The organism is Streptomyces sp. URMC 129 (assembly GCF_051386415.1).
GTDB lineage: Bacteria > Actinomycetota > Actinomycetes > Streptomycetales > Streptomycetaceae > Streptomyces.
Genome location: NZ_JBPQTQ010000138.1, coordinates 1 through 16,344 on the forward strand (window position 1 = coordinate 1; position 16,344 = coordinate 16,344).

The 16,344-nt window shown below is 74.5% G+C and carries 13 protein-coding genes; 6 read left to right on the forward strand and 7 right to left on the reverse strand.

Translation table 11 applies throughout. The features are described from left to right. Positions 1-2,237: SpoIIE family protein phosphatase (locus ACSNOC_RS23520; protein WP_436749554.1), on the reverse strand; the 2,237-nt coding region annotated here is incomplete at its 3' end. 274 nt (positions 2,238-2,511) lie between these two features. Between ACSNOC_RS23520 and ACSNOC_RS23525 the strand changes: the two genes are divergently transcribed. Both ACSNOC_RS23525 and ACSNOC_RS23530 read left to right on the forward strand, forming a co-directional pair. Beyond that, positions 2,512-6,009, forward strand: a complete 3,498-nt coding sequence (locus ACSNOC_RS23525; protein ID WP_436749555.1) for a DNA polymerase III subunit alpha — start codon at positions 2,512-2,514, stop codon at positions 6,007-6,009. Then, positions 6,006-7,130, forward strand: a complete 1,125-nt coding sequence (locus ACSNOC_RS23530; RefSeq protein ID WP_436749556.1) for a DNA polymerase Y family protein — start codon at positions 6,006-6,008, stop codon at positions 7,128-7,130. Before ACSNOC_RS23525 ends, ACSNOC_RS23530 begins: the two co-directional genes overlap by 4 nt. Positions 7,131-7,181: 51 nt before the next feature. On the opposite strand, the gene ACSNOC_RS23535 is transcribed toward ACSNOC_RS23530, so the two are convergent. The 3 genes from ACSNOC_RS23535 to ACSNOC_RS23545 are packed head-to-tail and all read right to left on the reverse strand — an operon-like array spanning position 7,182 to position 9,171. Then, positions 7,182-7,799: a pyridoxamine 5'-phosphate oxidase family protein gene (locus tag ACSNOC_RS23535; RefSeq protein ID WP_436749557.1), complete on the reverse strand. Its 618-nt coding sequence runs from the start codon at positions 7,797-7,799 to the stop codon at positions 7,182-7,184. A gap of 40 nt (positions 7,800-7,839) precedes the next feature. Then, positions 7,840-8,619, reverse strand: a complete 780-nt coding sequence (locus ACSNOC_RS23540) for a dioxygenase family protein (RefSeq protein ID WP_436749558.1) — start codon at positions 8,617-8,619, stop codon at positions 7,840-7,842. A gap of 18 nt (positions 8,620-8,637) precedes the next feature. Continuing rightward, complete coding sequence (locus ACSNOC_RS23545) at positions 8,638-9,171, reverse strand: DoxX family protein (RefSeq protein ID WP_436749559.1); 534 nt, start codon at positions 9,169-9,171, stop codon at positions 8,638-8,640. Between the two features lie 95 nt (positions 9,172-9,266). Here ACSNOC_RS23545 and ACSNOC_RS23550 point away from each other — a divergent pair, with 95 nt between their 5' ends. Continuing rightward, on the forward strand, positions 9,267-9,731 hold the full coding sequence (locus ACSNOC_RS23550) for a MarR family winged helix-turn-helix transcriptional regulator (protein ID WP_436749560.1): 465 nt from the start codon (positions 9,267-9,269) through the stop codon (positions 9,729-9,731). Positions 9,732-10,053: 322 nt separating this feature from the next. Then, positions 10,054-10,452 carry a GntR family transcriptional regulator gene (locus ACSNOC_RS23555; protein WP_436749566.1) on the forward strand — a complete coding sequence of 133 codons (399 nt, stop codon included), beginning with the start codon at positions 10,054-10,056 and terminating at the stop codon, positions 10,450-10,452. Here the strand turns inward: ACSNOC_RS23555 and ACSNOC_RS23560 are convergent. From ACSNOC_RS23560 to ACSNOC_RS23570, 3 genes are all read right to left on the reverse strand, one after another. Then, positions 10,449-12,128, reverse strand: a complete 1,680-nt coding sequence (locus tag ACSNOC_RS23560) for a glycoside hydrolase family 13 protein (RefSeq protein WP_436749561.1) — start codon at positions 12,126-12,128, stop codon at positions 10,449-10,451. The genes ACSNOC_RS23555 and ACSNOC_RS23560 overlap by 4 nt on opposite strands. A gap of 54 nt (positions 12,129-12,182) precedes the next feature. Beyond that, the gene (locus ACSNOC_RS23565) at positions 12,183-13,265 is read right to left on the reverse strand and encodes a LacI family DNA-binding transcriptional regulator (protein ID WP_436749562.1); all 1,083 of its coding nucleotides are present in this window, start codon (positions 13,263-13,265) and stop codon (positions 12,183-12,185) included. A 231-nt stretch (positions 13,266-13,496) separates the two neighbouring features. Further along, complete coding sequence (locus ACSNOC_RS23570; RefSeq protein ID WP_436749563.1) at positions 13,497-14,147, reverse strand: hypothetical protein; 651 nt, start codon at positions 14,145-14,147, stop codon at positions 13,497-13,499. 194 nt (positions 14,148-14,341) lie between these two features. On the opposite strand from ACSNOC_RS23570, the gene ACSNOC_RS23575 reads away from it, so the two are divergent. Together ACSNOC_RS23575 and ACSNOC_RS23580 are read left to right on the forward strand one after the other, a co-directional pair. Continuing rightward, on the forward strand, positions 14,342-15,604 hold the full coding sequence (locus ACSNOC_RS23575; RefSeq protein ID WP_436749564.1) for a helix-turn-helix domain-containing protein: 1,263 nt from the start codon (positions 14,342-14,344) through the stop codon (positions 15,602-15,604). A 15-nt stretch (positions 15,605-15,619) separates the two neighbouring features. Further along, positions 15,620-16,344, forward strand: a 725-nt coding sequence (locus ACSNOC_RS23580) for a pirin family protein (protein ID WP_436749565.1), incomplete at its 3' end; no start/stop codon positions are given.

Below are 16,344 nucleotides of genomic sequence, written 5' to 3' on the forward strand. Positions count from 1 at the left end.
GTCGCGGGGAAGGCGGCGGCGCCGGGGAAGGTGCCGGCCGCGCCGGGGAGGGCGACGGCGGGCGGGAGGTGGCCCGCGTTGGCGTAGGTGAGCACCTGGGTGGCGGGGTCGTAGATGCCGTACAGGCAGGTGGTGAAGGACTCCTCACCGAGGTCGGTGACGAGGTCGTTGATCCGGGCCAGCAGGTCGTCCGGGGGCAGTTCGAGGTCGGAGAGGGTCCGCACGGCCGTCCGCAGCCTGCCCATCATCGCCGCCTCCGGCATGCCGTGGCCCATCACGTCGCCGATGACCAGGGCCACGCGGTCGGCGGACAGCGGGATCACGTCGTACCAGTCGCCGCCGATGTCCGCGCCCCGCGCCGAGGGCAGGTAGCGGGCGGCGGCGGTCAGGGCGGGCAGCGAGGGCAGCACACGCGGCAGGAGGGCCCGCTGGAGCTCCCGGGCGCGGGTGGTGGCGGCGTCGTAGAGGCTGGCGCGGTCCAGTGCCTGGGCGACCAGGCCGCTGAGCGCGGTGAGCACGGTCCGCTCGTCCTCGCCGAAGTGGTGCGGGGTGTCGTAGGAGATCACGCACACGCCGGTGGACCTGCCGGAGACGATCAGCGGCAGGAAGGCGCTGGCCTGCTTGCCCTCGGCGCCCGCCAGGTCGGTCCGCCCCGGGTGGCGGGCCAGGAACTCCTCGGCCGACTCGTGGAACTCCGGGGTACGGGTGCGCAGCGCCTCCCCGGTCACCGCCTGGGACAAGGGCGTGCCGTGGACCTGGTCGAGGAACGCGCGGGAGTAGCCGACCGAGCCGACTATGTCCAGCCGCTCGTGGTCCAGTGCCGCGACGATGAGCCCGCTGGCGCCGAAGGGCGGCAGGACGCTGTCGGCCACCGCGTCCACCACGTCCTTCGCGGTGACCGCCTCGGCCAGCGCCCGGGTCAGCCCCGCCATCAGCGCCGCCCGCTCGGCCGTCGCGCGTTCGGCGGCCCGGCGTTCGGTGACGTCGGTGACGTACACGGTCAGCCCGTCGGGTACGGGTACCAGGCGCAGGTGGTACCACTGGTCGCGGCCGGGGCCAGGCACCTCGAAACTCACCGGCTCGCCCTCGCCCTCGCCGACGGCCCGGCGGCACCGTTCGGCCACGTCGGGTACGTCCCGCAGTGCGGGCACCTCCCACAGGGGTAGGCCGACCAGTTCCCGTGCCGGGCCGAGCAGCCGTTCGGCCGCGGCGTTGACGAAGCTGATCCGCCCGTCCCCGGTCATTGACAGGAACCCGTCGCTCATGTGCAGCAGGGCGCGCCCCACCGACTCCAGCGACGCATGCGTCCCGGTGGTGTTCCACGCGTCGCCGACGACGCGGAGCGGTTCACCGTGCTCGTCGGTCACCACCCGGCCGCGGATGCGCATCCAGCCGTAGGTCCCGTCCGCACGGCGCACCCGGTACTCGATGTCGAACCGGCCGCGGGCCTGGAGCCCCCGGTCGATCTCTGCCGCTGCCCACGACAGGTCCTCGGGGTGGACCAGCCTGACCCAGAACTCGACCGTTCCGTCGAACTCCTGGCTGTCGATGCCGAGCGCGTCGAAGAACCGGTCGCCCACGGTCAGCTCATCAGTGCGCAGCTCCCACTCCCAGCTCCCCGCCCGCTCGGCCCGGGGCAGCTCCGGGTCCGGCTTGGCCTGTCCGTGCAGCAGGGTGGGAGTCACCCCACCGGGGCCGGGCGAGGTCCGCCGCAGCCGCCCGCCGACCCACCGGGCGACCTCCTCCAGGAAGGCCCGCTGCCCAGGGTCGGGTGCCTGGTGCTCCGGGAGCATGACGGACAGGGCGCCCGAGGGCCCGTCCGGCCCCGGCAGCGGCACTGAGGCCATCCCGGCGGCCGGTGGCCCGGCCTCGGAGGTCGGCAACGGACGTCTGTACTGCTGCTCCGGTGCGGTGATCCTGGGCACATAGACGAACCGGTTCTCCCGGAGCGCCCGGACCGGGGGCGCCGGCCCTTGGTCGGAGATGCTCACCCAGGGCCCGGTGAAGGGGGACAGTCCGTCGCTCGCCGCCAGCAGCAGGCCACCGGTGAAGCTCGGCGCGCGGCGCAGGTGGGCTATGCCGCCCAGCCCGCCCAGCTCGGCCACAGCGTGCAGCAGGGCGTGCCGCAGCACCTCGTTGTCGCCCTCACCGGCGTCCACGGCAGCGAGCATCGCCAGCCGCTCGGCCCGCACGGCGTCCCGTCGACCGGGCCGGCTCCTGTCGCGCCGAGCGCCCATGACCGCCCTCACCCTCCGGTGATCCGGGGCTCCGGCACGGCCCCACCTGGGCCTCAATCTTCGCTTATATGCGCTTATCGGTCTAATCATCCCCATGTCCCCCACGCCAGGACCCGGCACCGGTCGGCGGGTGTTCGTTTTCGGTCATCCGGGGCGAGGGGGCGTCAGGTGCGACCGGGGTGACCTGCGCGTTCCTCATGTTCGGACATATGTTCGATGGCTGGTTTATGGTGGGACCGGACATCGGGAGACAGGGGGCCGGGCGTGACAGGAGGTGCGGAGGGTGGACTTCACGCATCTGCATGTCGCGTCCGGCTTCTCCCTGCGGTACGGCGCCTCCCACCCCGGGCGGCTGGCCGAGCGGGCCGGTGAGCGGGGGATGAGCGCCGTGGCGCTGACCGACCGGGACACCCTCGCCGGTGCCGTCCGCTTCGCCAAGGCGTGCGCGCGGGCCGGGGTGCGGTCGCTGTACGGGGTCGACCTCGCCGTCGGACCGCGCGAGGAGGACGAGGAAGGCGGGGAAGGCGGGGAAGGGGCGAGGAGACGGCCGAGGACGCCCGTGCGCGGCGGTGCCTATGTCGACGAGTCCACGCAGCGTGCCGTCTTCCTCGCACGGGACGGCGCGACGGGCTGGGCGCAACTCTGCCGCCTGGTCACCGCCGCCCACGCCGGCGGCGGGGGACAGCGGCCCGTGCTGCCGTGGGCGGAGCCGGCCCGCGGCGGCCTCGACGGGCTCGTCGTGCTGCTCGGCCCCGCCGCCGGACCCGGCCGGGCGCTGGCCGCCGGCCGCCCCGACCTCGCGGCCCGGCTGCTCGCCCCCTGGCGGGACCTCTTCGGCGACGCGCTGCGGCTGGAGGTCGACGCGAGCGGCCCGGTGCGGACCGCCGCCCGCACCCTCGGCCTGGCCCTGGACCAGGGCGTCGAACCCGTCCTCACCAACGCCGTCCGCTACGCCGACCCCGGCCAGGGCCCGGTCGCGGACGTGCTGGACGCGGCCCGGCGGCTCGTTCCCGTCGACCCGCGCGGCCCCCTGGACAACGGCGAGCACTGGCTGAAGGACCCGGCCGCCATGGCCGAGGCGGCGGCCCGGATCGCCGGGGCCGCCGGGCACGGGCGGTCCGCCGCCCACCGGCTGCTCGCCGGGACCGAGGAGACGGCGGCGGCCTGCCGCGTCGATCCGGCGCGTGACCTGGGCATCGGCGGCGTCCACTTCCCCGAGCCGCACCTGGCCGGCGCGGCGGGCCGCACGGCGCAGCGCGCCCTGCGCTCCCGCTGCGCCGCGGGCATGGTGCTCCACCGCTACGACCGGGACGAGAAGCGCTGGCGGCGCCTGGAGGAGGAACTGCGGATCATCGAACGCCTCGGCTTCGCCTCCTACTTCCTCACCGTCGCCCGGGTCGTCGACGACATCCGCGCCCTCGGCATCCGGGCCTCCGCCCGGGGCTCGGGCGCCGGCTCCCTGGTCAACCACCTGCTCGGCATCGCCCACGCCGACCCCGTCGAGCACGGCCTGCTGATGGAACGCTTCCTCTCCCCCCGCCGCGGCGCGCTGCCCGACATCGACGTGGACGTGGAGTCCACCCGCCGACTCGACGCGTACCGGGCGATCTTCGCGCGCTTCGGCGCGGAACGGGTCGCCACCCTCGCCATGCCCGAGACCTACCGGGTGCGGCACACGATCCGCGACGTCGGCCTCGCGCTCGGCCTCGACCCGGAGGAAACCGGGCGGCTGGCCAAGGCGTTCCCGCACATCAGGGCCGCCGACGCGCGTGCCGCGCTGAAGGAGCTGCCGGAGCTGCGTGACCTCGACCCGGACGCGTACCACCCGCGCCTGTGGGAGCTGGTCGAGGCGCTGGACGCGCTGCCGCGCGCGGTCGCCATGCACCCGTGCGGCGTCCTGCTCTCCGACGCCACCCTGCGCGCCCGCACCCCCGTGGTGCCCAGCAGCGGCGAGGGCTTCGCCATGTCGCAGTTCGACAAGGAGGACGTGGAGGACCTCGGGCTGCTGAAGCTGGACGTGCTCGGCGTGCGGATGCAGTCCGCCATGGCGCACGCGGTGGACGAGGTCGAGCGGGCCACCGGGGAACGGATCGACCTGGACGCCGCGTTCACCCCGGGGTCCCCGGGGCCGGTCGACAAACGGACCTACGCGCTGATCCGCTCGACCGAGACGCTGGGCTGCTTCCAGATCGAGTCGCCGGGCCAGCGGGACCTCGTCGGGCGGCTCCAGCCGACCACGTTCCACGACCTCGTCGTCGACATATCGCTCTTCCGGCCGGGGCCGGTCGGCGCCGACATGGTGCGGCCGTTCATCGAGGCCCGGCACGGGCGGCGGGCCGTCCGGTATCCGCACCGGGACCTGGAGCCGATCCTGCGTGAGACCTACGGCGTGGTCGTCTTCCACGAGCAGGTGATCCTGATCATCGCCCTGCTGACCGGCTGCGACCGCGCGCTGGCCGACGAGGCGCGGCGGGCGTTGTCGGACCGGGAGCGGCTGCCGCGGGTGCGGGCCTGGTTCACCGAGGAGGCGTCCCGGCGTTACGCCCCCGACGTCGTCGCCCGCACCTGGGAGATCGTGGAGTCGTTCGGCAGCTTCGGCTTCTGCAAGGCGCACGCCGTCGCCTTCGCCGTGCCGACGTACCAGTCCGCCTGGCTCAAGGCGCACCATCCGGCCGCCTTCTTCGCCGGGCTGCTCACGCACGACCCCGGCATGTACCCCAAGCGGCTGCTGCTCGCGGACGCGCGGCGGCGGGGGGTGCCGGTGCTGCCGCTGGACGTGAACCGGTCCGACGCCGTCTACCGGATCGAACCGGAGTCCGCGTCGGGGAGGCCGGGGGTGTGGGGAATCCGGCTGGCCCTCGGGGAGGTGCGCGGCATCACCGAGGAGGAGGCGGAACGGATCGCCGCCGGGCGCCCGTACGCCTCCCTCACCGACCTGATGAGCCGGGGCGCCCCCTCGCGGCCCGTCGCGGAACGGCTCGCCAAGGTCGGCGCCCTGGACGCCTTCGGCGGCAACCGCCGCGACCTGCTGCTGCACATCGCGGAACTGCACCGGCAGCGGCGCGCCGCACCGGCGCCCGGCGCGGGCGGTTCTCAACTCCCGTTCGCGGACGGCGAGGAGACCGCTCCCGCCGGGCTGCCCGACCTGGCGGACGGGGAACGGCTCGACGCGGAGCTGGAGGCGCTGGGCATGGAGACCACCGGCCATCTCATGGCGGGCCACCGGGCCTTCCTCGACGAGCTGGGCGCGCTCTCCGCCCGCCGCCTGCGCGAGGCCCGGCACGGGGAGACGGTGCTGGTCGCCGGTGCCAAGGTCGCCGCCCAGACCCCGCCGATCCGGTCCGGCCGGCGCGTCATCTTCGCGACCCTGGACGACGCCTCGGGCCTGGTCGACCTGGCGTTCTTCGAGGACAGCCACGCCGCGTGCGCCCGCACGGTCTTCCACTCCTGGCTGCTGCTGGTGCGCGGCACGGTCCAGCGGCGCGGGCCACGCACGCTGAGCGTGGTCGGGCAGGCGGCCTGGGACCTGGCGGAGCTGGCCGGACTCCGCCGCACGGGCGGGCTCGACGCGGTCGCGGAACGGCTCGCGGGCGGAGACGAGAAGGACGAGGGGGAGAGCGACGGCGACGGTGGAGGAGATGAGTCGACTGATCGGCGGATCGAGTTGTCCACCGGCTACACCCTGCACCCCTGGGCCGACCTGCGGCCCGCCGGGGACCCCGTCAAGGCACCGCGCAAGCTCTGGCACGCCAGCCCCGGGAGCGCGGGATGACGGGCGGAACGGGCGGGACCGGCCGCCGGGTGCTGTACGTGCGCGTTCTGGAGCGGGTGGCGGGCGTGGGCCCGGAGGGGGCGGCGGACGGCACGGGGGTGCTGTCGCGGCTGCTGGCCGAGGTCACCCCCGTCGTCCAGCCGCTTCCGCCCGATGCCGCGCTGGCCGATGTACGGGGAGCGGTGCGGTACTTCGGGCGGGACGCCGCCCGGCTGGCCCGGCTGGTCCGGGTCAGGGGGCTCGCGCTGCACGGGGTCGACTGCGTCATCGGCGTCGCCGCCAACCCGCTGCTGGCCCGGATGGCCGCCGAGGCGCACGGGGTGCCCGGGGTCGCCGAGGTGCCGGACGACCCGGCGGCCGTCGCCGCGTTCCTCGCCGGGCTGCCCGCCGCCGCCCTGACCGGTCTCGACGCCTCCGCCGTGCGCACGCTCGGCGGCTACGGCCTCGACACGGTCGGCCGGATCGCCGCCACGCCGCCCGCCACCCTGCAGCGCGTCCTCGGCGCCGCCGAGGCCCGCCGCGTCCGCGCCCTCGCCCACGGCGTGGACCCGACCCCCGTCACCCCGGGCGCGCCGCCGCGCTCGGTGGCGGCGGAACACCGGTTCGGCCACGACGAACTCGACGCGGGCAGGCGCCGGCGCGCCCTGCTCACCCTCGCCGACGAACTCGGCTACCGGCTGCGCGGCGAGGGACAGGCCGCCCGCGCCCTCACCCTGACCGTCCGCTACGCCGACCGGTCCGCCACCACCCGCAGCCGCCGGCTTCCCGAACCGACCGCCCACACCCCGGCGCTGACCGGACTGGCCTACGCCCTGCACGACGCGCTCGGCCTCCAGCGGGCCCGGGTCAGGGCGGTCGCGCTGCGCGCCGGGGAACTGACCGACGCGGCACGCGCGACCCATCAGCTTTCCCTCGACCCGGCCGACGACCGCCGCCGCCGCGCGGAAGCGGCGGCCGACCGCGCCCGCCACCGCTTCGGCCCCGACGCGGTCGGCCCGGCCGGACACCTGACGTGCCCTGAGAACCGCCCCACGCCGGGGCGGGCCTTACGGGTCGTCCCGGCGCGGGGCGCGGCCGTTCAACGAGGGGCCGCGTCGAGCATCGTCCGGTACGCGTCGTGACAGGGGAACTCCGGCGGCGGCCGGCGTACCCTGGCTCGCGCCGGGTGGGGGTCACCCGTCGTAGAGCCGCTCCGCGTACGCCGGGCCGTAGTGGACTTCCAGGAGGTCCAGGGAGTCGTCCGGGCGTTCCAAGGTCTTGGACATCCGGGCGCGGGACGGCAGCGCGTCGGGGGTCCAGGTGGCCGGATCCCAGGTGTGCGAGCGCAGGAACGCCTTGGCGCAGTGGTGGAAGACCTCCTCGATCTCCACCACCAGCGCCAGCCGGGGGCGGCTGCCCCGGACCACCATCCGGTCGAAGAACGGCGCGTCCCGCACGATCCTGGCCCGGCCGTTGATCCGCAGGGTGTCGCCGCGGCCCGGGATCAGGAAGATGAGGCCGACGTGGGGGTTGGCCAGGACGTTGCGGAAGCCGTCCATCCGCTTGTTTCCCGGGCGTTCGGGGAGGGCGATCGTGCGGTCGTCCAGGACCAGGGCGAAGCCGGGCGGGTCACCCTTGGGGGAGACGTCGCACGAGCCGTCCGCGCCGGAGGTCGCGATCAGGCAGAGCGACGAGTGCGCCAGCCAGAGCCGGTCCAGCTCGTGCAGGGCCGGGCGTGCCTTGTCCCGGGTGTACGGCTGGGGCTCCCCGATCAGCTCCCGCAACTCGGCTTCCGACGTGACCTCGATCATCCCCGCCCCTTCCCCGGAGGTTCCGGGGCCGAGCATACGGTCAGCCGATCTGCACGGAACGCTTGGCCAGGCCCGCCCAGAAGCCGTCGATCACGGTCCGCTGGCCGGGCAGGTCGGTCTCGCCCGCGCCGAGGGTGACGAACAGTGGCGCGAAGTGCTCGGTGCGCGGGTGCGCGGTCCGGCCGGCCGGGGCGGCGTGCTCGAAGTCCAGCAGCGCGTCCACGTCGCCCCGGTCCAGGGCCTCCCGCCCCCACGCGTCGAACTCCTTCGACCACGCCGGTGCCTCGTCCGGCCCGGCGTCCCACCGCAGCTCGCGCAGGTTGTGGGTGAAGAAGCCGCTGCCCACGATCAGCACGCCCTCCTCGCGCAGCGGCGCCAGCCGGCGGCCGAGGCGGAGCAGCCGCCCGGGGTCGAGGGTGGGCAGGGAGAGCTGGAGCACCGGGATGTCGGCCTCGGGGTACATCTCCACCAGCGGCACGTAGGCGCCGTGGTCGAGCCCGCGGGCGGGCGCGTCGTGGACCGGGGTGCCGGGCGCGGTGAGCAGTCCGCGCACCCGGTCGGCGAGGGCGGGGGCGCCGGGGGCGGGATAGGTCACCCGGTAGTACCGGTCGGGGAAGCCCCAGAAGTCGTACTCCAGCGGCACGGTGGTGGTGGCGCCCAGGGTGACGGGGGCCGCCTCCCAGTGCGCGGAGACCACCAGGATCGCCGCCGGGCGGGGAAGCTCCGCCGACCAGGCGGCGAGCTGCGCGGTCCACAGCGCGTCGTCGGCCAGCGGCGGCGCGCCGTGGCTCAGGTACAGGACGGGCATGCGGTCGCTCATGATCACTCTCTTCCCGTGTCAGTCACGGAACAGCAGCACCACGGTCGCGGTGACCACGGCGAGCGCCAGGGCGGCGAGCCCGTGGACCAGGCGGTGCGGGCGCAGCGCCGCGGGCAGGGGGAGGAACGTGTCGGCCGCGTACCGGCCGGGGCCGGTCAGGGCGACGGAGGCGGCGCCGAGGCCGTACAGCATCGGCATCTCGATGCCGCCGGGCGCGAAGAACCCGCCCTCCCAGTGCACGGCCACCGCGGCGTTGATCATGGTGCCGAGGACCGCGGCGGCGGCGAGCGGGGTGAGGAGTCCGAGGGCGATGGCCAGGCCGCCGAAGGTCTCCGTCAGACCGGCGATCAGGGCCATGGTCCAGCCGGCGGGGTAGCCGACGGCTTCGAAGCCCTCCCCGGTGGCGTCCAGGCCGCCGCCGTCGAACCAGCCGAAGAGTTTCTGGCTGCCGTGCGCGGCCATGGACAGGCCGACCACGAGACGCAGCAGGAGCAGGCCGGTGTCGGTGGCGGCAGCGGGCGAGGCGGCGGGCGGGACCGTGGAGGAAGTCATGAGGACGCTCCGGAGTAGTCATTCACACGGGACATGACGGGACGGCTCGACCGTAGCCAATCGTTTGAATTTGAACAACACCGTATGATGGAGGTATGGCGAAGACCCGGTGGCTGGACGAGCGTGAGATGGCGGCCTGGATGGCGTTCCTCGAGGCGAGCCACCGGGTGTTCCGCAGCGTCGAGCAGCAGCTCAAGGAGGAAGCCGGGCTCTCGCACCCCCAGTACGAGATCCTCGTCAAGCTCGCCCGGGCGGGCGACGCGGGGCTGCGGATGACCGAGCTGGCCGAGTCCCTGATCACGTCGAAGAGCGGACTGACGTACCAGATCGGCCAGTTGGAGAAGCGCGGCCTGGTCACCCGGGGCTCCTGCCCCACGGACGACCGGGGCGTCACCGCCCATCTGACCGAGGCGGGCGCCGAGGCGCTGCGCGAGGCCGCCCCCGGCCATGTGGCCCGGGTCCGGGAGGCCCTCATCGACATCCTGGACCGCGACCAGCTCGCGACCCTGGCCCACGCCCTGACGGAGGTCAGCACCCGCCTGCGGCGGGCCGACGCCTGACCGCGCCGGCGCTCACAGCGCCTTGATTCCCGGCGTGGGAATGTTTGCGGCGTCGTTTCCCGTAAAGGTGGTGGGGGTGTAGCCCGCACCGCGGGCCCGGTGGAGGGAGGCGAGTGTGGCCAGCCCGGCGAGGCCGCGACCTCGGCGGTACGCGTGCCGGGTGCCGGCGGACGCGGGTCCGCCGCGGTGAACTCCCGTCCCCGGAGGCCCATGATCGCGGACCCTCATGCCGTGCCCCGCCGGGCCGCTTCCCGTTGTCCCGTCGTGCGGCGCTCCGTGCGCCGCACGGACGGGCTGCGGCAGAATCGGCCGGGTGAACCCGATGCAGGTCTCCATCGATCCCCGCTCACCGACCGCGCCCTTCGAGCAGCTCCGCGCCCAGATCGCGGAGCAGGCGCGGTCCGGCGCCCTGCCGGTGGGACACCGGCTGCCGACCGTCCGGGGGCTGGCCGAGGAGCTGGGGCTGGCGCCCAACACCGTGGCCAAGGCGTACCGGGCGCTGGAGACCGACGGAGTCGTGGAGACGAAGGGCCGCAACGGGACGTTCGTCGCCACGGCCGGGGACGCCGCCGCACGGGAGGCAGCGGCGGCGGCCCAGGAGTACGCCCGGCGCGCACGGCGACTCGGCCTGGACCGCGCCGCGGCACTGGCCGCGGTCCAGGACGCGCTCCGGGCTGTCTACGGGGACACGGAAACGGAAACGGACACCGGCGTGGTCTAGGCGCGGCGGGCCGCTCCGCCGCCCCACAGCCACGCGGTCGTGTCCGGCGGGAGCTGGCCGCCGGTCAGCCGGTCGCTGGAGAGCAGCACGCCCCAGTTCCTCGGCAGGGCGAACGGCCGGTCCGACAGGTTGACCACGCAGCGCAGCACGGGCGAGCGCTCGAAGGCGAGCACGCCCTCGGGGGCGTCCAGCCAGCGCAGCGTCTCACCGGCGAAGCCCGGCTGCTCCTGGCGGAGCCGGAGCGCCGAGCGGTACAGCTCTAAAGTCGACCCGGGGGTGCCGGACTGGGTCTGTGCCGTCAGCCCCTCCCACTCGGCCGGCTGCGGCAGCCACGGCTTGCTGCCCCGGGGGCCGAAGCCGAACGGGCTGTCGGCCCCGGACCACGGCAGCGGCACCCGGCAGCCGTCGCGCCCGCGCACCGTGTGCGCCGACCGCTCCCAGGTGGGGTCGCGCAGCGCCTCCTCCGGCAGGTCCTCGACCTCGTTCAGGCCCAGTTCCTCACCCTGGTACATGTACGCGCTGCCCGGCAGCGCCAGCATCAGCAGCGCCGCGGCCCGCGCCCGGCGCAGGCCCAGCTCCAGGTCGGCCGGCCCGCCGTCCACGTCGTGCTCGCGGGTGTGCGTGATCTTCCGCCCGTACCGGGTGACGTGCCGCGGCACGTCGTGGTTGGAGAGCACCCAGGTCGCGGGCGCGCCGACCTCGGCGAGCGAGGTGACGCTCCGGTCGATCACCGCGCGCAGCTCCTCGTAGTCCCACGCGGCCTTGAGGAACGAGAAGTTGAACGCGGTGTGCAGCTCGTCCTGCCGGACGTACAGCGGCAGCCGGTCCTCGTGCACGTGCGCCTCGGCCACGAACAGCCGGTCGCCCGCGTACGTGTCGGCGATCTTCCGCCAGGAGCGGTAGATCTCGTGCACGTCGTCCTGGTCCCAGTGCGGGTGATCGGCCCGGCGCCGCCCGGGGTCGAACAGCGCCTCCTCGGGGATGCCCAGGTCGGGCAGGTCCGGGTGCTTGATCAGGCCGTGGGCCACGTCGATGCGGAACCCGTCCACGCCCCGGTCGAACCAGAAGCGCAGGATGGACTCGAACTCGGCGCGGACCTCGCGGCTCGCCCAGTTGAGGTCGGGCTGCTCGGCGGCGAACAGGTGCAGATACCACTGGCCCGGTGTGCCGTCCGGCTCGGTGACCCGCGTCCAGGCGCGACCGCCGAAGCGGCTGCGCCAGTCGTTGGGCGGCAGCGAGCCGTCCGGGCCGCGGCCGTCCCGGAACACGTACCGGTCGCGCTCCGGCGAGCCGGGCGCCGCCTCCAGCGCCTCCAGGAACCAGTGGTGCTGGTTGGAGGTGTGGTTCGGCACGATGTCGAGGATGACGCGCATCCCGAGGGCGTGCGCCTCGGCGATCATCTCCTCGGCCTCCGAGAGGGTGCCGAAGGAGGGGTCGATGGACCGGTAGTCGGCGACGTCGTAGCCGCCGTCCGCCATGGGAGAGGGGTACCACGGGTTGATCCAGACGGCGTCGACCCCCAGCTCCCTGAGGTAGGGCAGCCGGGCACGCAGTCCGGCGATGTCGCCGATGCCGTCGCCGTTGCCGTCGGCGAAACTGCGGATGTAGACCTGATAGATGACGGCAGTGCGCCACCAGGGTGCGGCCGTGGTCTCGTAAATGCGGGTGCGGGGCACGTATCTTCCATTCCTCTTGCGAGTTGACCCTGGAAAATGCGCGGTTCTAGCGGCTCACCGCGCAGTAGTGCGGTCGTACTGGTCCGGTTCAGGTCCCGGCCGGGGTGATGGGTGTCGGTGTTGCGGTCGCGCGACACGGGCCGCGCCGGTGGTGCCGCGCACGACCAGGCGTGTGGGCACCACCACCCGGGTGGGCTCCTCGCTCGCCCCGGACAGCGCGTCCAGAATCTGGCGAGCCAGCAACTCTCCCTGGTGGGCTACTGGTTGGGCGATGGTGGTCAGGTCGAGCAGCTCGGCCGTCTCGTGGTTGTCGAAACCGATCACCGAGACGTCGTCGGGCGCCCGGAGTCCCATCCGGTTCAGCGTGCGCAGCGCGCCGAACGCCATCTGATCCGACTCCGCGAACACCGCGGTCGGTGGGTCGGGAAGGCTGAGGAGCTGCGCCATCGCGGACGCGCCCTCTTCGATGCCGAAGTACCCCGGAGCCTCCAGATCCGGGTCGTACGGGATGCCCGCCTGTGCCAGCACGGTGCGGTAGGCGTGCTGCCGGACGATCGGCGTCGTGAAGCCCCGTGGATCGCCGAGGGCACCGGTGATCATCCCGATACGCCGGTGCCCGAGGTTGATGAGGTGGCGGACTGCCGTGCTCGCCCCCTCCGCGTTGTCGATGGACACGTGCCAGCAGCCGGGTATGCGGGTGCCGAGCACGGCTACCGGCACTTCCATCGACACGAGCGCCTCGCACTCCGCCGCCGAGAGCGGCAGGTTGAGCACGATCAGCGCGTCGACGCGGCGGCGCAGCGGCATGCGCGCGAAGAAGCGTTCGTGCACACGCTCGTCGCCGAGGTTGTACAGCAGGAGATCGTGGTCGTTGGCGCGCAGCACCGAGTCGATGCCGGCCACGACCTGGCTGTAGAACCACCGGTTGACGAACGGCAGGACGACGCCCACCGTTCCGGTCCGGCCGGAGGCGAGGGAGGAGGCGTGCGGGGAGATCGAGTACTGCAACTCCTCCGCGGCGCGCAGCACCCGTTCCCGGGTCGCCTCGGAAACGTTCGGCAACCCGCGCAGGGCGCGCGAGACGGTCGCGGTCGAGACCTCCGCGCGCCGGGCGACGTCGATGATGCTGGCGGCCATAACCCTCCGATCACGGCAGTGCGCCGAACGTACTGCCGATCGCGGAGGTAATGCAATCGTTTACATCAAAAGATCTTGGGATCTCGCCGGATTACCACGGCAGTTGACCGCCAGGGCGGCGAAGTGCCAGGTCAGCGGGGGTGAAACGGATGATGTAAACGTGTACATGGAGCGATCGCCCGGCTCCTGCCGCCCCCGGTAAGGGCAGGAACCGGGCGATCCGAGGGGCCGTCAGCGGCCGAGCTTGCCCAGCGCGGTACGGACGGTGGTGCGGAAGCCGGCCACCGGAGCGTCCGTCAGGTCCCCCATCTGTCCCCAGTCCACCACCGTCACGCGGGACCCTTCCCGCCCGATGCCGAGCAGCCGCACGCCCGTGCCCGCGTCCGGCGGGGCGGTGTGCACGCCGACGACGCGGGCGCCGTCCGTCCCGGGCGCGGACACCGTGCCGTAGTCGTCCCAGGCCGCCGTCGAACCCGGGTTCTCCCGCAGCCAGTCGGCCGCGCAGTCGGCCGCCGCCGCGGTCAGCGCGTCGGCCAGCTCCGCCGCCGTCTCCTCGTCGCCGGTCTCGACGACGACCTGGAGGCCGTTGGTGTCGTACTCGGTGCGGAACAGGCGGTGCCACGCCCCCTCGGCGGGCAGCTCCTCCTCGAAGCAGAAAACCGGCCACTCGGGCAGGCCCGCCACCGGGCGGTCGGCGACCCAGCCGGTCTCGTGCGGCGGCATCTGCGCGGCGCTCAGGAATGCCGCCGTGCTGACCCGGGCCTCGGCGGCCGGTGCGGCCGGTGCGGCCTGCGCGGATTCGACGGCCGGGACGGCCATCGCGCAGGCGGCGGTGATGGCGACGGCCACCGCCGAACGGCGGCCGGATGCGGTGAACTTCACGAAGATCCCCCCTGTGGGACTCGGTGTGTGCGGATGTGATCGGTGACGAGCCTGCGGACCCGGGCGGAGGGGAGGCAACGGTTCCGCGCCGATCAGGGACGCGGGAACGCTCCCGGCTGGTCTGACGTGCGACGATGCGGTATCCCTGGAACGCGCGACGGGGACGGGGAACCGGGGGAACGGGGGCGTACGGCATGGCGGACAGAACGCCGGCGGAGGATTTCGCCGCGCGGTTGCGGGAGTTGAAGGAACGTTCCGGGCTGAGCTTCGGCACCCTGGCGGCACGGCTGCACCTGGGCACCTCGACGCTGCACCGCTACTGCTCGGGCGCGGTCGTCCCGGCGGACTACGCCCCGGTGGAACGCCTCGCCCGGCTCTGCGGCGCGGACCGCGACGAGCTGCTGGAGCTCCACCGCCTGTGGCTCCGCGCCGACGCGTCCCGGCCCGCGGCCGGACCGGGCGGGGGGCGCGCCCCCGGGCAGGGGCCGGCCCGGGCCACGGAGCCGGGGCAGCGCCCGGGACGGGAGGCCGCCGCCCGGCAGGAGCGCGACGCCCGTGCCCCGGCGGCGCCCGGCACCGGACCCGCGGCGGCGCCGGTGGCGTCCGACCGTGCCGCCGAGCCGGGGCCCGGGGACCGTTCCGCCCGCCGGCCGGAGGCGGACTCCGGCGCGGGGCGTGGGGCTGTGCGGGTGTCCCGGTACGGGGCGCGGCGGTGGTGGCCGGTCGCGGGCGCGGTCGTCGCGTCCCTGGTCCTCGGCGTCGCCGTGGTGAACCTCATGACGTCCGACGGCACCGCCGGACCGGCGGCCTCCGCCGCCGAGGAGGAGCCGCCGCTGGCCTGGACCGCCGACTCGCAGGTCTGGGCGGAGGGCTGCGGCCACCGCTACCTGGTCGACCGCGCCCCCGGGGACGTTCCCGCGCCGCCGGTCGCGCAGGACGCCGCGCCCTGGGCACAGCGGCTGGGCGCGGTCCACGAGGGGTCCACCATCGTCGAGGCCACCGTCCGGCTCACCCGGCCCACCGTCGAACCGGTCGTCGTGGAGGCCGTCCACGTCCGCGTCACCGAGCGCCGGACCCCGCTCGACTGGCCGGTTTTCGACATGTCCCCCGGCTGCGGCGGCGCCCTCACCCCCGCCGCGTTCACCGTGGATCTCGACGCGGACCGGCCCGTCGCCCGGCCCCGGGAAGGCTTCGACGGCGACACCGGCACCGACCTCCAGGCGCCTGCCCTGCCGTTCGCCGTCACCGCCGACGAGCCGCTCGCGCTGCGCGTCGAGGCCGACGCCGCGGCCTGCGACTGCGCCTGGTACATCGAGCTGGACTGGAGCGCCGGTGACGAGCGCGGCACCGTGCGCGTGGACGACGGCGGGGAGCCGTTCCGCACCAGCGGCGGCGGGGCCGGCGCCGCCGCGCCCCACAGTTTCGCCATGGACACGGAAAGCTGGCGGCGCGGATGAGGGAGGATCGAAGGCATGAGCAACCTTGACCTGAAGCCCGCCCCCACCGAGTGCGGCGGCACCGCCCCCACCGGGCCGGTCCGCGACCTGATCGAGGGCCGCGAGGTGTCCCTGGGCGAGAGCACCCTCGTGCGCCGCCTGCTGCCCACACTCGGCCGCCGGATGGTCGGCGCCTGGTGTTTTGTCGACAACTACGGCCCCGACGACATCGCCGACGAGCCGGGCATGCAGGTCCCGCCCCACCCGCACATCGGCCTCCAGACCGTGAGCTGGCTGCACGCGGGCGAGGTGCTGCACCGGGACAGCGTCGGCAGCATGCTGACGGTCCGCCCGCGCGAGCTGGGCCTGATGACCTCGGGCCGGGGCATCGCCCACTCCGAGGAGTCCCCGCGCCCGCACGCCCATGCGCCGATCCTGCACGGCACCCAGCTCTGGGTCGCGCTCCCCGGCGACCACCGGGACACCGCCCCGGCGTTCGAGCACCACCCGGTGCTCCCCGAGATCTCGGGCGGCAACGGCCTGCGCGCCACCGTGATCCTCGGCACCCTGGACGGCGCCACCTCGCCCGGCACCGCGTACACGCCGCTGGTCGGCGCCGACATCACCGCCGCCGCAGGGACGGACGCCCGGCTGCCGGTGGAGGAGGAGTTCGAGTACGCGGCGCTCGCCATGTCCGGCGAAGCCGTGGTGGACGGCGTGCCGCTGCCCGTCGGCTCGCTGCTCTACCTCGGCGGCGGCCG